This window comes from Albirhodobacter sp. R86504 (genome assembly GCF_042466415.1).
Lineage (GTDB): Bacteria > Pseudomonadota > Alphaproteobacteria > Rhodobacterales > Rhodobacteraceae > Albirhodobacter.
Map to the genome: position 1 here is coordinate 2,240,491 of NZ_JAXHCH010000002.1, position 16,158 is coordinate 2,256,648.

Consider the following 16,158-nt stretch of genomic DNA (forward strand, 5'->3'; position numbering starts at 1 on the left):
ACCGATCCAGAAAGGATAGTAAATGGTCACCTCCATTACCTCCGCGGCCACCACCGCGACCACCTCTGCCACCAGTTCTTCGAGCAGCACAGGCAGCGTGATCAGCAGCGATTTTCAAACGTTTCTCGTGATGCTGACCACCCAGATGCAGAATCAAGATCCACTGAATCCTATTGAGAGCACAGAGTACGCGACGCAGCTCGCTACATTTTCCGGCGTGGAACAAGCGGTTCAGACCAATGATTTGCTCAAAGATCTTGCGACGCAACTGTCCTCAATCGGAATGTCACAATTGGCCGGTTGGGTGGGGATGGAGGCGCGATCGGACGCGCCAGCTTATTTTGATGGGTCGAACAGCGTCACGCTCGCGCCGCAGGCCGTCACCGGATCAGACCGAAGTGTGCTCGTGGTGCGCGATTCCACAGGCGCCGTGGTGCAACGCGGAGACGTTGATATCAGCGGAGGTACGTTAACCTGGAGCGGCACGGGAGCAGACGGGGCGACAGCGTCTCCGGGTCTTTATACCTTCGAGATGGAGAGCTACCAAAACGGTGTTATCGCGCGGACGGACCCCGTCGAATCTTATTCGGAAATCACTGAGGCACGTATCGCAGGTACTGGCACAGTGCTTGTGCTGCGCGGTGGTTCAGAGATTGGCACCAGCGATGCGACGGCATTGCGGCAACCGGAATGAAGGCCGCAATGCTAATCTGCTTACAAGATATGGCCTAATACCGCACCGAGTGCGGTGAATGCCGATGCCCCTAAGGCAATCGTCGCCCAGCGCATACCGCCCTGTTTGGGCTTCGCCGTTTCCTGAGTAGAGGTGGTCAACAACCCCTCGACGATGCCCGGCAATCGCGGGCCGTAACGCCCCAAAACGGAAGCCGCTCTCAACAAATCCCTCGCAGCTGCGCGTGGGCCAAGATTTTGGCGTATGTAGCTTTCAACAACGGGATGCGCGACCTCCCACATATTGATCGAGGGGTTCAACGACCTGGCGACACCTTCCACCACGACCATTGTGCGCTGCAACAAAATCAGTTCGGTGCGTGTCTCCATCCCGAAACGCTCTGTGACGTCAAAGAGATAGGCGAGCAAACGCGCCATAGAAATTTGTGTCGCATCCATACCGAAGATAGGCTCACCCACAGCGCGAAGCGCGCGGGCGAATTCATTGACATCCCGATCACGCGGGACGTAACCCGCCTCAAAATGCACCTCTGCTACGCGGCGGTAATCTTTGGAAATAAACCCGTACAGGATTTCTGCGTAGACGCGCCGAGTGTATTCATCGATCTGCCCCATGATCCCGAAATCAAACGCGACGATGTCACCATTGGGCGCGACCTTGAGATTGCCGTGATGCATATCGGCGTGAAAGTACCCATCCCGCAAAGCGTGACTGAGGAATAGCTGCAAGACGCGCTCGCCTAATGCATTCGGGTCATGCCCTGCTGCCTTAAGGGCTTCCCGATCTCCAAGCGCGGTTCCGTTCACCCAATCGAGCGTCATAATCCGCTTGCCAGACAGGGCCCACACAGGCTTGGGTACGGAAAATCCGCTATCATCCTTCGTATTTGCGGCAAATTCGGACGCGGCCGACGCCTCAAGGCGTAGATCAAGCTCTCCGATAACGACGCTTTCAAAATGCGCGACAACATCCGAAGGTCGAAGGCGACGCGACGCAGGCGAGACCAGCTCAATCAATGCCGCCGCGAAATGGAATGCGTCGAGATCCTTGCGGAATGCCCGCTCAATTCCCGGGCGTAGAACCTTCACAGCCACCTGCTCGCCGGTATCTGCCCGAATGGCCGAGTGAACCTGTGCGATTGAAGCAGCCGCAACGGGAGGGGAAAATTGCGAAAACACCGCATTGAGCGGTCGGCCAAGCTCCTCCTCGATCGTCTGTCTCGCGACATCGATCGAAAACGGCGGAAGCTTGTCTTGCAACATACGCAATTGGGTCGCGAGTTCGTCACCAACGACGTCAGGCCGTGTCGAGAGAATTTGGCCAAATTTAATGTATGCAGGGCCAAGCGCCGTAATCGCGCGAGTTACCGGCGGAAGCGAGCTATCTCCTTTGATCCCCAGCCATTTGAACGGCCACCCCAGAATTCGCGCAACGAGTCGCAGCGACGCAGGCGCATCGACGGCCTCGAGCGCCACGCTCATCGCGCCGGTACGTTCGAAGGTGGCTCCCGTGCGGATTAGCCGCCAGATATTGTGCGGTCCGCGCATCTCAGATTTTCCATCCCGAATGCAACGCCGCAATGCCCAGCGACAGGTTGCGATATTTCACTTGATCAAACCCCGCCTCGCGGATCATTGAGGCGAACAGTTCCTGATTGGGGAATTTCCGGATCGACTCGACAAGATACTGATAACTGTCGCGATCATTCGCGACGATTTGGCCCATTACCGGAATGACATTGAAAGAATAGGCATCATACGCCTTTTGGAGCATCTCATTCGGGATCTGGTTAAATTCCAAAACCATCAAACGCCCGCCGGGCTTCAAAACGCGGTAGGCTTCGCGCAATGCATCGGGGATCCGCGTGACGTTTCTGATGCCGAACGAGATCGTATAGACATCGAATGTGTTGTCATCAAACGGCAGGTTCATCGCATCGCCAACGACCCAGTCTAGCCGCCCGGCCATATCTTCCGCCTCGGCGCGCTTTTGACCCTCGATTAGCATCGATTCCGTCATGTCACAAACTGTCGCAGTGGCCCCCTGCGCACGCCCCAAAAACCGGAAAGCAACATCCCCAGTTCCGCCCGCGACATCCAAAAGCCGTTGGTTCGGACGGGGCGCGAGCCAGTCCATCATCGCATCTTTCCACACACGGTGGATGCCCATGCTCATCAGATCATTCATGATATCGTATTTCGACGCCACCTTGGAGAACACGCCGTGCACCATGCCGGCTTTCTCCGTCTCATTGACGGTCTGATAGCCAAAATGGGTCGTGTTCTGATGTTCGTTCATGGCGTCATGGGTCATTTTGGGGCCTTGCGATCCGCTGAATTACACCTTCCTTATAGGGCGCTACGCCGCCATGACAATGCGGCAGGCCGCGATACGCCCCTTGGCGCGACACTCGGCCACAACACGCGGCGAGAGAAAAGGATTAAAATGCCCGAACTGCCCGAAGTGGAAACCGTGCGCCGTGGGCTGGTCCCCGCGATGGAGGGCTATGTAATAACGCGCGCAGAGGTGAACCGGCCGGATCTTCGCTGGCCGCTCCCCGAGCGAATGGCAGAGAGGCTCACTGGCGCACGTATCGAACGTTTGCGACGCAGATCGAAATACATCCTTGCCGATCTCGACACGGGCGAAAGCCTGCTCGTGCATCTTGGGATGTCGGGGCGAATGACGGTCTCTGGCGTGATGCTCGGCGGATTTCACCATGATCATCCGCTGCCCCTCAAGCACGATCACGTTGTCTTCCACATGGATCAAGGCGCGCGTGTCACGTTTAACGATGCGCGCCGCTTTGGGGCCATGGATCTGGTGCGAACTGATCGCGAAGCCGCGCATTGGCTAATCGCAGGCCTAGGGCCGGAACCGTTTGGGAATGCGTTTCATGAGGAATATCTGATCGGCCGCCTAAAGGGACGGGCAACCCCGATCAAAACCGCGCTTCTGGATCAACGAATCGTGGCTGGCCTTGGCAACATTTACGTCTGTGAGGTGCTGCACCGCGCGGGCATCGACCCACGACGTCAAGCAGGGCGGCTGTCGCAAGCGCGGATCACATCCTTGGTTCCGATCATTCGCGATGTGCTCGCCGAGGCGATCGAGGCCGGGGGCTCCAGTCTTCGAGACCATCGTCAAGCTGATGGTGAACTTGGATACTTCCAGCACACGTTCAGGGCCTACGACCGCGAAGGCGAGCCCTGTCGAACAGCGGACTGTGGCGGAGAGATTCAAAGGATCGTTCAATCGGGGCGATCAACATTCTTTTGCCCTAAATGCCAGCGATGACGTGACGCTATAGCCGCCACCCGCGAAGCAGAAGCGATTGCAGGCTTGATAAATAGCTCCGTCCTGATAGGACTCGCCTTCAAGTATAAGGAAAGGCATAGCCGCATGGCCTACCAGACCCTGATCGTCGAAATCGAAGATTACGTCTCACTTATCCGCCTGAACCGTCCCGAAGCGCTCAACGCATTGAATTCGCAATTGCTGTCAGAGCTTGCGGATGCGTTAAAGGCAGCGGATGCGAATGATAAGGTGCGCTGCATCGTCATCACCGGCTCCGAAAAGGCGTTCGCCGCAGGCGCAGACATTAAGGAAATGTCTGATAAAAGCTTCGTCGATATGTTCGGCTCAGATTATTTCGCCCCCGAATCCGAAGCCATTTGCCGCACCCGCAAGCCGGTCATCGCGGCCGTGGCAGGATATGCGTTGGGCGGCGGGTGCGAATTGGCGATGATGTGCGATTTCATCATCTGCGCTGAAAACGCCAAATTCGGTCAACCTGAGATTAACCTCGGCGTCGTCGCGGGAATCGGCGGGACGCAGCGCCTGACACGGTTCGTTGGAAAATCGAAAGCCATGGATATGCACCTCACAGGTCGTTTCATGGAAGCCGCCGAAGCAGAACGGTCGGGCCTTGTGAGCCGCGTTGTGCCCGTCGCGAAGCTGATCTCCGAGGCTTTGTCCGCCGCACGCAAGATCGCCGAGAAATCACAGCTAACGACGATGGTCGTGAAGGAAGCCGTTGATCGGTCGTATGAGACAACCCTGCGCGAAGGCATCTTGTTTGAACGTCGGATGTTCCACGCCCTGTTCGCGACAGAAGACCAAAAAGAAGGAATGAACGCGTTTCTAGAGAAGCGTGAGCCACAATTCCGCGATAAATAACGCAGGAAGCCGGAAAGACCGTGTTTTCCGGCTTCCCTCATCGCAGCATTTGCCTTAAGGAAGCGGCTTACATGCGCGTGAAGCCCGCTCAGGCTAGAATCATCCGGATACGTTCCGGTGCTCTGGGGACCGGGTTTTGTTGTGCGATAGCAATTGCAACTGACCCGAAAAGTGGGAAATCACCATGGCAAATACGCCCCAGTCGAAAAAGCGCGCACGCCAGAACGAGCGCCGCGAAGATATCAACAAAGCACGCCGTTCGCGCATCCGGACCTTCGTCCGTAAAGTCGAAGAAGCAATCCTGACAGGCAACGCAGAAACAGCAGCTGCTGCACTCCGCGCCGCTCAGCCAGAGCTTGCTCGTGGCGTTACCAAAGGCGTTCTGCACAAGAACACCGTCTCGCGCAAAATCTCGCGCCTCGCAGCGCGCGTTAACGCCCTTTCGGCGTAATTCTATCCGCGATCAAGCCTATTTTAAGGGCGCAACCAGTTTGGTTGTGCCCTTTTTCTATTTTCCATTAGGTGTTTAAAAACAACAACTTAATGGCGGAGTGTGACCTCATTCGCGCGCTAAGAGATTCGATTCACGGAATCCGGCGTCAAGAGCGAAGATCGGTTGAAAAGGCATCCCCCAACTTGCTAGCTTCACCGAGCGATTCACGTCGCCTTGGGGGACAAACCGTATCTTCCGGTGGAATCAGGTGCCGTAAAACGCGCTCGATTGACAGGACTATAGGCCGCGCTGCAACGGCAGAAGATACGTTTCCGGTGCCGAGGGTTTACTCTCAGGCTCAGGCTGGACTGCCTGCCGATCTGCTCGGCTGCGGTCTTGGTTGTCCTTTTGTGAAATGTTTGAGGATCTTCGCGCGGGGCTTAACCCGCGTCGAAGGCTGTGTTTGGGGGCGCGTTGCGCTATTTTTATGACGCATCGCGTCTGGCACTTTGAATTGAGGCGTGAGGATGACGGAAGAGAGTTGGGGGCTAGCGCGTGAGGAATTACTCAAGGCGCTGGGTAAAAATAACTTCCAAAGCTGGATTGAACCTCTGCGCCTTTCAGGGCTCGATGAGGGCGTGGCGACATTCGACGCGCCAACGAAATTCATGCGCGACTGGGTGTCGCGCAACTATCTCGATAAGATCGCAACGGAACTAAGCCGCGCCGGAGCATCGGTCTCGCGCGTGGAAATCGCCGTTTCGACAGAGCAGCGCGCTGCGCCAGTCGCGGCTCCCGAGCCAGCACGTCGCCGCGCGCAATCCGAGGAACTTCCAGGTGCGCCGCTCGATCAGCGCTTTACGTTTGATACGTTCGTCGTCGGAAAACCCAACGAGCTTGCCCATGCTGCGGCGCGCCGCGTCGCGGAAGGTGGGCCGGTAAGTTTCAACCCGCTCTTCCTCTACGGTGGGGTCGGCCTTGGTAAGACCCACCTCATGCATGCAATTGCCCATGAATTGCAGATCCGCCGCCCCGAGCTGCGCGTGCTTTACCTCTCGGCGGAGCAGTTCATGTATCGCTTCGTGCAAGCACTGCGCGAACGTCAGATCATGGATTTCAAAGGGCTCTTTCGGTCGGTCGACGTCCTGATGGTGGACGACGTTCAATTCATCGCGGGCAAAGATTCTACCCAAGAGGAATTCTTCCATACGTTCAATGCCTTGGTTGACCAAGGCAAGCAGATTGTGATTTCGGCGGATCGCGCGCCGGGTGAGATCAAGGATCTGGAAGACCGGATTAAATCGCGCCTGCAATGCGGCCTCGTCGTTGACCTGCACGCGACCGATTACGAGTTACGGCTCGGAATTTTGCAAAATAAAGTCGATGCCTACCGCGCCCAATACGCGGGCTTGCAGATCGCAGATGGCGTTCTTGAATTTTTGGCGCATCGCATCACGTCGAACGTCCGCGTGCTTGAGGGCGCATTGACACGTTTATTCGCTTTTGCGTCGCTAGTCGGACGCGAAATTACGCTTGACCTTGTTCAGGAATGTCTCGTCGATATTCTTAGGACCTCCGATCGCAAGATCACGATCGAAGAAATCCAACGCAAGGTTGCCGAGCATTACAACGTCCGGCTGTCCGATATGATCGGGCCCAAAAGGGTCCGCACGATCGCGCGCCCTCGTCAGGTTGCGATGTATATCGCAAAGCGCAAAACCACGCGCTCGCTGCCGGAAATCGGGCGTCGCTTTGGTGGTCGCGATCACACAACAATTATGCACGGCATTCGCAAGATCGAGGAATTGCTCGAATCCGATCCGCAAATGGTTGAGGATGTCGATCTGCTCTGCCGCCTTCTCGACGGTTAAACAAAGACTAAAACGAGGGTTGGAACGCCGCTTCCGCCCTTGACGATCTGGGCCATTCGGCGGACATTCGCCAAAAAGATTGCGGTTGAAGCGAAACCTGCTAGGTTTCTTTTCCCGTTGAAACGAGGGATTGATATGAAGATCAGCATCGAACGCGCAGCCCTTCTCAAAGCAGTCGCGCAGGCGCAATCGGTTGTGGAGCGCCGCAATACGATCCCGATCCTTGCAAACGTCTTGATTGAGGCCGAGGGCGATACCGTGCATTTCCGTGCCACAGACCTTGATATCGAGGTTGTGGACAAGGCAAATTGCGTGGTTGAACGCTCTGGCGCGACCACTGTCCCCGCCGTTACGCTCCACGAAATCGTACGCAAGCTGCCGGATGGTGCGTTGGTGCAACTGTCTGACGATCCGGCATCAGGACGGCTTTCGGTTCAGGCAGGGCGTTCGAGCTTTAATCTCGCGACTTTGCCGCGCGAAGACTTCCCGGTCATGGCCTCGTCTGAATACGCCGCGAATTTCACAGCGCCCGCATCGGTCTTGCGGCGCCTGTTTGATAAGTCGAAGTTTGCGATTTCGACCGAGGAAACGCGTTACTATTTGAACGGCGTTTATATGCACGTCTCTACAGGCGAAGATGGTCCGGTTTTGCGCTGTGTCGCGACCGATGGGCACCGCCTCGCACGGATCGATGCGCCGCTTCCTGAGAACGCTCAAGATATGCCCGGCGTGATCGTGCCCCGCAAGACTGTGAACGAATTGCGTAAGCTGCTGGACGATGACGACGTTCAAATCGCAGTGTCGGTGTCTGAAACGAAAGTTCGTTTCGCGACCCCAGTTCTGACATTGACGTCGAAGGTTATTGACGGAACCTTCCCTGATTACACGCGCGTTATTCCCATGGGGAACACACGCCGCTTGGAAGTGGACGCTTCGGAATTCGCGAAGGCTGTTGACCGTGTTGCAACAGTCTCATCGGAACGTTCGCGGGCTGTGAAACTGTCGCTAGACGAGGATCGCCTCGTGCTATCCGTGAACGCTCCCGATGCGGGCGCGGCGGAAGAAGAACTAGCAGTCGCTTATTCGGATGAGCGTTTGGAGATTGGCTTTAACGCGAAGTACCTCCTCGAAATCGCGAGCCAGGTAGACCGTGAAAATGCCGTGTTCATGTTCAACTCATCCGGCGATCCGACATTGATGCGCGAGGGCAATGATAGCTCCGCTGTTTATGTCGTTATGCCGATGCGCGTTTGACGCCTATCTTAACCGACCTGATTTTGAGTGCTGACGGATGCTGACCGAACTGACATTGCTCCAGTTTCGGTCTCATCGTCGTGCGTCTATGGCGCTTGATGGTCGCCCCGTAGCGATCCACGGGCCGAATGGCGCTGGCAAAACAAACATTATTGAGGCTATTTCCCTTCTGTCCCCTGGTCGTGGTTTGCGGCGGGCGGGCGCCGAGGAGTTGATGCGTCGTGATGAGGCTGTCGGCTGGAAGATCCGGGCCACGCTTCAAAACGGGCAAGAGATCGAGACATCCGCACAGCCTTCCGCGTCGCGTGATGTTCGGATTGACGGGAAATCCACGCCGCAATTGGCACTAGGGCGCGTTTTGCGCGTCGTTTGGTTGGTTCCGGCGATGGATCGTCTCTGGATTGAGGGCGCCGAGGGTCGGAGGCGGTTTTTGGATCGCTTGACGCTTTCTTTCGCGCCCGATCACGCCGATGCTGTCATGCTTTATGAGAAAGCGATGCGAGAGCGGAATCGACTGCTTAAGGATATGGTGCGCGACCCATCGTGGTATCTCGCGCTTGAAGATCGCATGGCAAATGCAGCGATCGATATTCGCGCCAATCGGGCCTTGGCGCTAACGCGTTTGAAGGCTGCGCAAAACGGCGCGCAAACAGCCTTCCCCGCGGCGGATCTAACGCTGATCGCGCAAGGCCCTGAAGATTTGAGGCAGGCGCTCGCCGAGGGGCGCGCAGCCGATATGCGGGCGGGCCGAAGCTTAACAGGGCCGCATCGCGCCGATTTGGAGGCGCGCTACGCCGTGAAGGGGCAACCCGCAGCGCAATGCTCGACAGGCGAGCAAAAGGCTTTGCTAATCTCACTTATCCTTGCGAATGCGCGGGCCCTGCGCGCGGAAACCGGTGATACGCCGATCGTCTTGCTGGACGAGGTTGCCGCACATCTTGATGCGAAACGACGCGCCGCCCTCTATGACGAAATTTGCGCCCTCAAGTTGCAAGCATTTATGACCGGCACTGGCGCGGAACTGTTCGACACGCTAGGGGATCGTGCGCAATATTGGGAAGTTCAGGAAACCGACGGAACGTCCCACATCATTGAAGGTGCGAGTTAGCGCGTTTCATACTGTACGCTAAAGAGGGTATATCCCGCTTAAGGCTACCGAGCTGCGCAGGGCTTCCCATGCCCCTCTGCCTTTAGAGTTGAGACAATACCGAGGGATTGATCAGCTCGACAAAGCTAGCGGCGGGCCGAGCCCGACCGGAGGCAGGTTTCGGCATCGGCGCGACAACTTTAACGTAAAGTTTGGCGCGGAGCGAAACCGTTGCCTCATCCATCCCCTTTCCCCACCCAAAAGCTTCGACAGGCAAGAAAGCCTCTGAAACCACGTTTTGGGAGGGGTATGTCGGTGGTTTCGCAACACAGGATCAGCTGGTTACGGTCGCTGCAATAGACCTATTCCGCCCATTGTATGCCAATGGCGGCTTAACCTTGACGGATGCGGGGTAACCCCCTTAAATATCGTGTCTTTAGCGTGACATTGCTGGGCTTAAGCCTTATAAATCCTCAACGAATAAGAGGACCGGCAGGCATGACCGAAAATACCCCGAACAGCGCAGTTTACGGCGCAGAATCCATTAAGGTTCTCAAGGGCCTAGAAGCTGTGCGCAAGCGCCCAGGCATGTATATCGGGGATACCGATGACGGCTCTGGGTTGCATCACATGGTGTATGAAGTCGTAGATAACGGCATTGACGAGGCCCTCGCGGGCCATGCGAATTATGTCATGGTCAAAATCCACGCCGATAGTTCCGTATCCGTGCGGGATAACGGCCGCGGGATACCTGTTGATATCCACGCAGAAGAAGGCGTCTCAGCTGCTGAAGTGATCATGACGCAGCTGCACGCGGGCGGGAAGTTCAACAACACCGATGAGGGCGGAAACGCCTACAAAGTGTCCGGCGGCCTTCATGGCGTCGGCGTTTCGGTTGTGAACGCGCTTTCTGACTGGCTGGAGTTGCGCGTCTGGCGCAACGACAAGGTTTATTACGCCCGTTTCGAGAAAGGTGAATGCACTGTGCATGTTCGCGAAGAGGGCGATGCGCCTGGCGAAAAAGGCACCGAAGTGCGCTTCATGGCGTCCAACAAGGGGACGGACCCGGAAGGGACATTCTCCAACCTCGAGTTCAGCTTCAAGACGCTTGAAAACCGCCTTCGCGAGTTGGCGTTCCTCAATTCCGGTGTGCGGATCATCATCGAGGATGAACGCCCCGCCGAAGCCTTGAAGACTGAGTTGTATTACGACGGCGGCGTCAAAGAGTTCGTAAAGTATCTTGATCGTTCCAAATCCGCGGTGATGCCCGAACCTATTTATATGACGGGCGAAGTGCGCGGCATCGGCGTCGAAGTTGCGATGTGGTGGAACGATAGCTACCACGAGAACGTGCTTCCCTTTACCAACAACATCCCGCAACGCGATGGCGGCACCCATCTCGCAGGGCTGCGCGGCGCGCTCACACGGACGATCAACAGCTATGCCCAAAGCTCAGGGATCGCGAAGAAGGAAAAGGTCGATTTTACCGGCGATGACGCGCGTGAAGGTCTAACCTGCGTTCTGTCCGTCAAAGTTCCCGATCCGAAATTCTCCTCGCAAACCAAAGACAAGCTCGTGTCGTCGGAGGTCCGGCCAGCGGTTGAGAACCTCGTGAACGAGAAATTGTCCGAGTGGTTTGAAGAAAACCCGCAGCAGGCAAAGATCATCGTGGGTAAAATCGTCGAGGCCGCATTGGCGCGGGAAGCTGCCCGCAAGGCACGGGAATTGACACGCCGCAAGACAGCGATGGATATTGCATCGCTCCCCGGTAAGCTTGCCGATTGTCAGGAAAAAGACCCTGCCCTTTCCGAAGTCTTCCTCGTCGAGGGGGATTCGGCAGGCGGTTCTGCGAAGCAGGGTCGTGAGCGCAAAAACCAAGCCGTCCTGCCATTGCGCGGTAAGATTTTGAACGTTGAGCGCGCGCGATTTGATAGGATGCTCGGATCAGATCAAATCGGAACGCTGATCACCGCGCTTGGCACAGGGATCGGGCGCGACGAATTCAAACTCGAGAAAATCCGCTATCACAGGATCATCATCATGACCGATGCTGACGTAGATGGCGCGCATATTCGCACTCTCTTGCTGACGTTCTTCTTCCGCCAGATGCCGGAGTTGATCGAAGCCGGCTATCTCTACATCGCGGAGCCACCGCTCTACAAAGTGGCGCGCGGGAAGTCGGAAGTTTACCTCAAAGACCAAGCGGCGCTGGAGGAATACCTGATTCACCAAGGTGTTGAAGGCGCCAACCTGAAATTAGGAAGCGGTGAGGAAATCGTCGGGCAGGATTTGATCCGCCTTGTCGAAGAAGCCCGCATCGTGCGTCGTATTTTGCAAGCGTTCCCAACGCATTATCCGCAACGGATTTTGGAACAGGCCGCCATCGCGGGCGCTCTGGTGCCTGGCCGTGTGGATTCGGACGCGCAGGGCGTTGCAGATGAGGTTGCGCGCCGCCTTGATCTTGTCGCGCTTGAATATGAACGCGGCTGGCAAGGGCGCCCGACCCAAGATCACGGCCTTCGTTTTACCCGCGTGTTGCGAGGCGTGGAAGAAGCGCGCGTATTGGATGGGCCGGTTCTGAGGTCTGGCGAGGCACGACGCCTGTCGACCCATACGGCCTCGCTGCAAGAGGCCTACGCGGCCCCTGCACGACTGGTTCGCAAAGACCGCGAGCAATTGATCCACGGCCCGATGGAGTTGCTCGCTGCGATCTTGCAAGAGGGTGAGAAGGGTCTTTCGCTTCAGCGTTACAAGGGTTTGGGGGAAATAAATCCCGAACAGCTTTGGGAGACGACACTCGATCCATCCGCGCGGACCTTGCTGCAGGTGAAGGTCGAAGACATGGCCGAGGCTGACGATCTGTTCACGAAGCTGATGGGCGATGTCGTTGAGCCACGTCGCGAGTTCATCCAGCAAAACGCCCTCAATGTAGAGAACCTCGATTTCTAAACGATCGGAATCGGAGACAATATGAACCTGTCTCGAACCCAAAACTACGCAGGGCTCCTTTTCGGGGGGCTCTGCGTTTTGCTATCTCTTGGGGTCCCGATGACAGCCTCCGCGGAAGAACGCGCATCCCTCCAATGTGAAATCCCCACCAGTGAGATTGCCGTCGCGCTATGCGCCGCCGTGCGATCGGGGTTGGAAGCTGCGCCGGGGAACTATGGCTACACCTTGGTGGTCGAGGAGGCCACGCAGCGTTCGATCAAGGCGCGGCTCGATCACGGGATACGCCGCGGGCCAGACCTCAAATTCGTGATCTCAGACAGCGCATTGCTGCCAAAGCCATTACTCGCCAAATTTGCGGCTGATCTAATCGCGTCTCAAAAACCGTAAACCAGAATGTGTTGGCCCGATTTGATGGCGCTCAACGCCAAATACGCCCCAAACTGTTGGGGCGCTCAAAGGGCGCATAAGTTTTGTAAGAAACTGGTGCCGCTGAAGGGACTCGAACCCCCGACCCCATCATTACGAATGACGTGCTCTACCATCTGAGCTACAGCGGCGTGTTGGCGCGCCGGATAACACCTAATCTGGAGAATGTGTAGCCCCTTTTTTCCAAAGATGGCATTTTCCAGAATTTTCCGGCGCGCGCATTGAGTTAGCGGGTTTGCCGAGCTGCCTCCACCGCGTCATCCATTGGCAAGACCTCCGCATCTTCGACCTCTTGCGCGTCCTCGACGTTGTCGTCCTGCGCGTCGACGTCAGCCTTGCTAGGTTTGCCGACGATCAACGGCAGCATCTCTGCACCATGCGGCAAGGTTGTCGATGCGCTATGCGGTGCGTCACGCCATGAGAGCGTGTCGAAGCCGCCGCATGTGCTACACACCGGTGCCCAGTCCTCGTGGACGGACTGGCACGTATCACACACCCATTGCTTACCACGCGGCGCAGTCAGAGCGCGGGTCAGCCAACCGCGAACAACAGTATCATCCGCCCCTTCGCCACGTTCAACCGCCGCCATGATCGTCAACGCGCGGACAGTCGGCGCGGTGCTCACCAAGTCGCCCAGCGCGCGACGTGCAGCGGGGAAGTCTTCCGTCGCAATCAACAGCTCCGCTTGCAGCAAGCGGCTTTCTTCGGCGTCAGGTGCTTGTTTGATGAGACCCGCAAACCGCTTAAGACGCGCCGCAGGGGCCTCGTCAGGGACGATTTCGGCGTAGGCGGACGCAAGGTCGGGATGCGGTTGTGCCCCCCAAGCCTTTTCAAGGACACGGGCGGCGTTTTTGCCCTTCCCATTCGCGATATACCCGCGCGCGGCCATCGCTGCCGCCGGTATAAGGTCAGGTGATGCTTTATTCGCAGCAATCGCGGCCTCACGCGCCTCTACAGAGGCGGTCTCATCGAGAATGCCCTTGGCCTCTTGCAGCGCAAGCACGGCATCACGGCGACGGTGAACCTCTTTGGGCAACTGCCCTTGGCTCGCCTTAGCAGAAAGCACCTCGCGCGCGCCTTTCCAATCCCCGACCCCCGCTTGAAGCTTGAGTAGCGTGTCTTGCGTCTCAACATGCTTTGGCTTCATCGAGAAGGCCTTTTCCGCGAGTTTGAGAGCCGTCTCCGTATCTCCCTCTGCGAGCTTTTGCTTCATCAAGCCCCGCACGCCGACAAACCGGCTGCGATCATGCGCGAGAAGCTTTTTGTAAACGGCCGCCGCCTTGCGCGTATCACCGGTCATCTCGGCGGCCTGCGCGGTCAGCAAGTTGGTCAGTTGCGGGCGACCGAGATATTTCTCAGCCTTTGCCGCTTTGGCCATCGCAACTTTCCCCTCACCCGAGGCAAGCGCCATCATCCCTTCCGAGAGCGCCTCATAGCCTTTGCGCTCGCGGTTCCGATCAAAATAGCGCGAAATCGCCGTCTCGTCGCCGTTCAGGAATCGCAAGAACGCCATGATGAACCCGACGACGCGGATAACGAGCCATATCGCGAGGAACAACAGGACCGCGAGGATTACCGCCTGAAGGGGCTGCAAGTTTAACTCGTAGCCTAGCCCTTGAATGATAATTCCTTCGCCGCTGTCAGACAGAAGTGTCGCGCCGTAGGTAATCGCCGCGACCAGCACCAGAAAAATAGCAATCTTGATAAACGACCAGATCATGGTGCTCTCCTCAGTTCAGCGATTGGGCGAGTGCGCCCAAGGCATCGGTTGCCGCGATGTGCGCCTGCGCGTTGGCGATCCAATCCGCCATCGCTTCCTGCCCTTCCGGCGGGAGCTTTTCGAGCTCTGCCAAGGCGCCTGCCAGATCGCCGCCCTCTACGGCGTCACCGGCCCGTGACAGCACTGCATCCGGGCCATCCCCGTCCTGCGCTTCAAGCGATCGAACGCCCGTCTGCGCAATCAAGAAAGCTCCGATTTTATCCATCACACCCGCGCCGGCGGTCGCCTTACGCGATGCCGAAAGGGCCTTGCGCGCAGCGGGATCGAAATCTTCGATCAGCCGATCAATCGAGGCAACATCAGCCGAAATGGCCTCGGGGACATCGATCCCCGCTTCGCGAACGCTCGCCACGGCCTCAGCTTTTCCGATGCCGGATGCAATCGCAACGCCGAGCTGCGCCACGGCAGCGCGACCCCGCGATTTGGCGGCGTCGGCCTCAGCTTCGGCCCGCAGTTTACCGGCCTCGGCTTCTGCGCCAGAGATGCGCGCTGCTGCCTCCTCCGCAGCCGCTTCGATCTGGGCCTTGGCTGCTGTCGTGGTATCGCGGCCTTCCTCAATCAAAGCCTTCATTTGACTGATTTCGGCCTGAACCTGCTCCATCGCGGCTGCCGCTGCGGGATCGCTTTGGAGAGCGCGGTCGCCCAGCGCGGCCATCTGGCTTTCAACCGTTGCAACTTGGCCTTCGAGTGCAGCGATTTTCGCGTTTGCTGATTCCAGCGCCTCAGTCAGCGGCCCCATCTCCGGCGTTTGCGCAGGTGTTGGAAGTGCCGCGATTTTGGCCTCCAGATCAGCAACCTTGCGATCTTGTGCCGCAATTGCCGTCGTAAATGCCGTGTCATCGACCGGAGTTGCCTGCATCGATTGCGGCAAATACTCGGGTGGAAGCTTGGGCAGTGCATAAAGCATTGCCGCCGCGCCCAAGCCCGCAGCAATAACGCCGCCAATCACAACAGGGAAGAAGCCTACTTTTTGAACTGTTTGCGTGACGGCTGGCGCAGCCGTCGGCGCGGTATCTAACGGTTTATCCGTCTCACGCTGATCTTCCAAAACGGGCTCGACAGGGGCTTCGTCGCTCTGCGCCACGGCTTCGGCATCGTTGAAGGGGCTCTCCGCAGGCTCGGCAAGATCATCTTGGACGGTATCTTCGGCCATGGCGTCTGCTTCCGATTTCACATCCACTGGGGTGTCCGCCGCCGTATCCGTCACAACATCCGTCACAACCGGATCGGAATTCTCAAACTGACTCGCCATAAGGGTGTCCTCGCCTGAGACGGCTGCCTCAGTCGAGCCTTCGATCGGGGCGTCACCTTGCGTTTCCATTTCAGGTTGCGGATCGGTGGGATCAGTCACGGTGACGTTGATGGTTTCATCCACGGCTTCGCTGGTCGCATCACTACTCGTCTTGCGGGTTCTCGGTTTCGCCACGCTACTCTCCTCGATTATACCATGAGCGGACGACCAGCCCGCAAATTCAATCTAGTGCT

13 protein-coding genes and 1 tRNA gene are annotated in these 16,158 nt (G+C 57.4%); 9 read left to right on the top strand and 5 right to left on the bottom strand.

What is annotated here, in order from left to right; all coding sequences use genetic code 11:
* The first annotated feature begins 22 nt into the window (after window positions 1-22).
* Window positions 23-694, top strand: a complete 672-nt coding sequence (locus SJY32_RS12845; protein WP_376875961.1) for a flagellar hook capping FlgD N-terminal domain-containing protein — start codon at window positions 23-25, stop codon at window positions 692-694.
* A 20-nt stretch (window positions 695-714) separates the two neighbouring features.
* Here the strand turns inward: SJY32_RS12845 and ubiB are convergent, their stop codons facing one another.
* On the bottom strand, window positions 715-2,241 hold the full coding sequence (gene ubiB, locus SJY32_RS12850; protein WP_376875964.1) for a 2-polyprenylphenol 6-hydroxylase: 1,527 nt from the start codon (window positions 2,239-2,241) through the stop codon (window positions 715-717).
* Between the two features lies 1 nt (window position 2,242).
* Window positions 2,243-2,992, bottom strand: coding sequence for a bifunctional demethylmenaquinone methyltransferase/2-methoxy-6-polyprenyl-1,4-benzoquinol methylase UbiE (ubiE, locus tag SJY32_RS12855; protein ID WP_376877729.1), 750 nt, complete (start codon window positions 2,990-2,992; stop codon window positions 2,243-2,245).
* A gap of 147 nt (window positions 2,993-3,139) precedes the next feature.
* On the opposite strand from ubiE, the gene mutM reads away from it, so the two are divergent.
* From mutM to SJY32_RS12895, 8 genes are all read left to right on the top strand, one after another.
* Window positions 3,140-3,991 (top strand): bifunctional DNA-formamidopyrimidine glycosylase/DNA-(apurinic or apyrimidinic site) lyase, encoded by an 852-nt coding sequence (mutM, locus tag SJY32_RS12860; protein ID WP_376875967.1) that lies wholly within the window; start codon window positions 3,140-3,142, stop codon window positions 3,989-3,991.
* 105 nt (window positions 3,992-4,096) lie between these two features.
* A complete protein-coding gene (locus tag SJY32_RS12865) occupies window positions 4,097-4,873 on the top strand; it encodes an enoyl-CoA hydratase (RefSeq protein WP_376875970.1) in 777 nt (258 codons plus the stop codon).
* 184 nt (window positions 4,874-5,057) lie between these two features.
* A complete protein-coding gene (gene rpsT, locus SJY32_RS12870; protein WP_376875973.1) occupies window positions 5,058-5,324 on the top strand; it encodes a 30S ribosomal protein S20 in 267 nt (88 codons plus the stop codon).
* 509 nt (window positions 5,325-5,833) lie between these two features.
* Window positions 5,834-7,177, top strand: a complete 1,344-nt coding sequence (gene dnaA / locus SJY32_RS12875) for a chromosomal replication initiator protein DnaA (protein WP_376875976.1) — start codon at window positions 5,834-5,836, stop codon at window positions 7,175-7,177.
* Window positions 7,178-7,312: 135 nt separating this feature from the next.
* Window positions 7,313-8,431, top strand: a complete 1,119-nt coding sequence (dnaN, locus tag SJY32_RS12880; RefSeq protein ID WP_376875978.1) for a DNA polymerase III subunit beta — start codon at window positions 7,313-7,315, stop codon at window positions 8,429-8,431.
* 37 nt (window positions 8,432-8,468) lie between these two features.
* On the top strand, window positions 8,469-9,539 hold the full coding sequence (gene recF / locus SJY32_RS12885; protein WP_376875981.1) for a DNA replication/repair protein RecF: 1,071 nt from the start codon (window positions 8,469-8,471) through the stop codon (window positions 9,537-9,539).
* Window positions 9,540-10,016: 477 nt separating this feature from the next.
* Window positions 10,017-12,467 carry a DNA topoisomerase (ATP-hydrolyzing) subunit B gene (gene gyrB / locus SJY32_RS12890; protein ID WP_376875984.1) on the top strand — a complete coding sequence of 817 codons (2,451 nt, stop codon included), beginning with the start codon at window positions 10,017-10,019 and terminating at the stop codon, window positions 12,465-12,467.
* Between the two features lie 99 nt (window positions 12,468-12,566).
* Entirely contained in the window at window positions 12,567-12,854 is a 288-nt protein-coding gene (locus tag SJY32_RS12895; protein ID WP_376875987.1) for a hypothetical protein, read from the top strand.
* Window positions 12,855-12,948: 94 nt separating this feature from the next.
* Here the strand turns inward: SJY32_RS12895 and SJY32_RS12900 are convergent.
* The 3 genes from SJY32_RS12900 to SJY32_RS12910 form a co-directional block, all read right to left on the bottom strand.
* A tRNA-Thr gene (locus SJY32_RS12900) sits at window positions 12,949-13,024 on the bottom strand.
* A gap of 95 nt (window positions 13,025-13,119) precedes the next feature.
* Window positions 13,120-14,613 carry a heme biosynthesis protein HemY gene (locus SJY32_RS12905; protein WP_376875990.1) on the bottom strand — a complete coding sequence of 498 codons (1,494 nt, stop codon included), beginning with the start codon at window positions 14,611-14,613 and terminating at the stop codon, window positions 13,120-13,122.
* Between the two features lie 10 nt (window positions 14,614-14,623).
* Window positions 14,624-16,099, bottom strand: a complete 1,476-nt coding sequence (locus SJY32_RS12910; RefSeq protein WP_376875993.1) for a hypothetical protein — start codon at window positions 16,097-16,099, stop codon at window positions 14,624-14,626.
* Window positions 16,100-16,158 lie beyond the last annotated feature (59 nt).

What these genes read in the sequence shown, in the direction of transcription:
- recF (WP_376875981.1), top strand. Translation starts at nt 8,469, where the DNA reads ATGCTGACCGAACTGACATTGCTCCAGTTTCGGTCTCATCGTCGTGCG.
- mutM (WP_376875967.1), top strand. Translation starts at nt 3,140, where the DNA reads ATGCCCGAACTGCCCGAAGTGGAAACCGTGCGCCGTGGGCTGGTCCCC.
- dnaA (WP_376875976.1), top strand. Translation starts at nt 5,834, where the DNA reads ATGACGGAAGAGAGTTGGGGGCTAGCGCGTGAGGAATTACTCAAGGCG.
- SJY32_RS12845 (WP_376875961.1), top strand. Translation starts at nt 23, where the DNA reads ATGGTCACCTCCATTACCTCCGCGGCCACCACCGCGACCACCTCTGCC.
- ubiB (WP_376875964.1), bottom strand. Translation starts at nt 2,241, where the DNA reads ATGCGCGGACCGCACAATATCTGGCGGCTAATCCGCACGGGAGCCACC.
- ubiE (WP_376877729.1), bottom strand. Translation starts at nt 2,992, where the DNA reads ATGAACGAACATCAGAACACGACCCATTTTGGCTATCAGACCGTCAAT.
- SJY32_RS12895 (WP_376875987.1), top strand. Translation starts at nt 12,567, where the DNA reads ATGACAGCCTCCGCGGAAGAACGCGCATCCCTCCAATGTGAAATCCCC.
- SJY32_RS12865 (WP_376875970.1), top strand. Translation starts at nt 4,097, where the DNA reads ATGGCCTACCAGACCCTGATCGTCGAAATCGAAGATTACGTCTCACTT.
- gyrB (WP_376875984.1), top strand. Translation starts at nt 10,017, where the DNA reads ATGACCGAAAATACCCCGAACAGCGCAGTTTACGGCGCAGAATCCATT.
- SJY32_RS12905 (WP_376875990.1), bottom strand. Translation starts at nt 14,613, where the DNA reads ATGATCTGGTCGTTTATCAAGATTGCTATTTTTCTGGTGCTGGTCGCG.
- dnaN (WP_376875978.1), top strand. Translation starts at nt 7,313, where the DNA reads ATGAAGATCAGCATCGAACGCGCAGCCCTTCTCAAAGCAGTCGCGCAG.
- rpsT (WP_376875973.1), top strand. Translation starts at nt 5,058, where the DNA reads ATGGCAAATACGCCCCAGTCGAAAAAGCGCGCACGCCAGAACGAGCGC.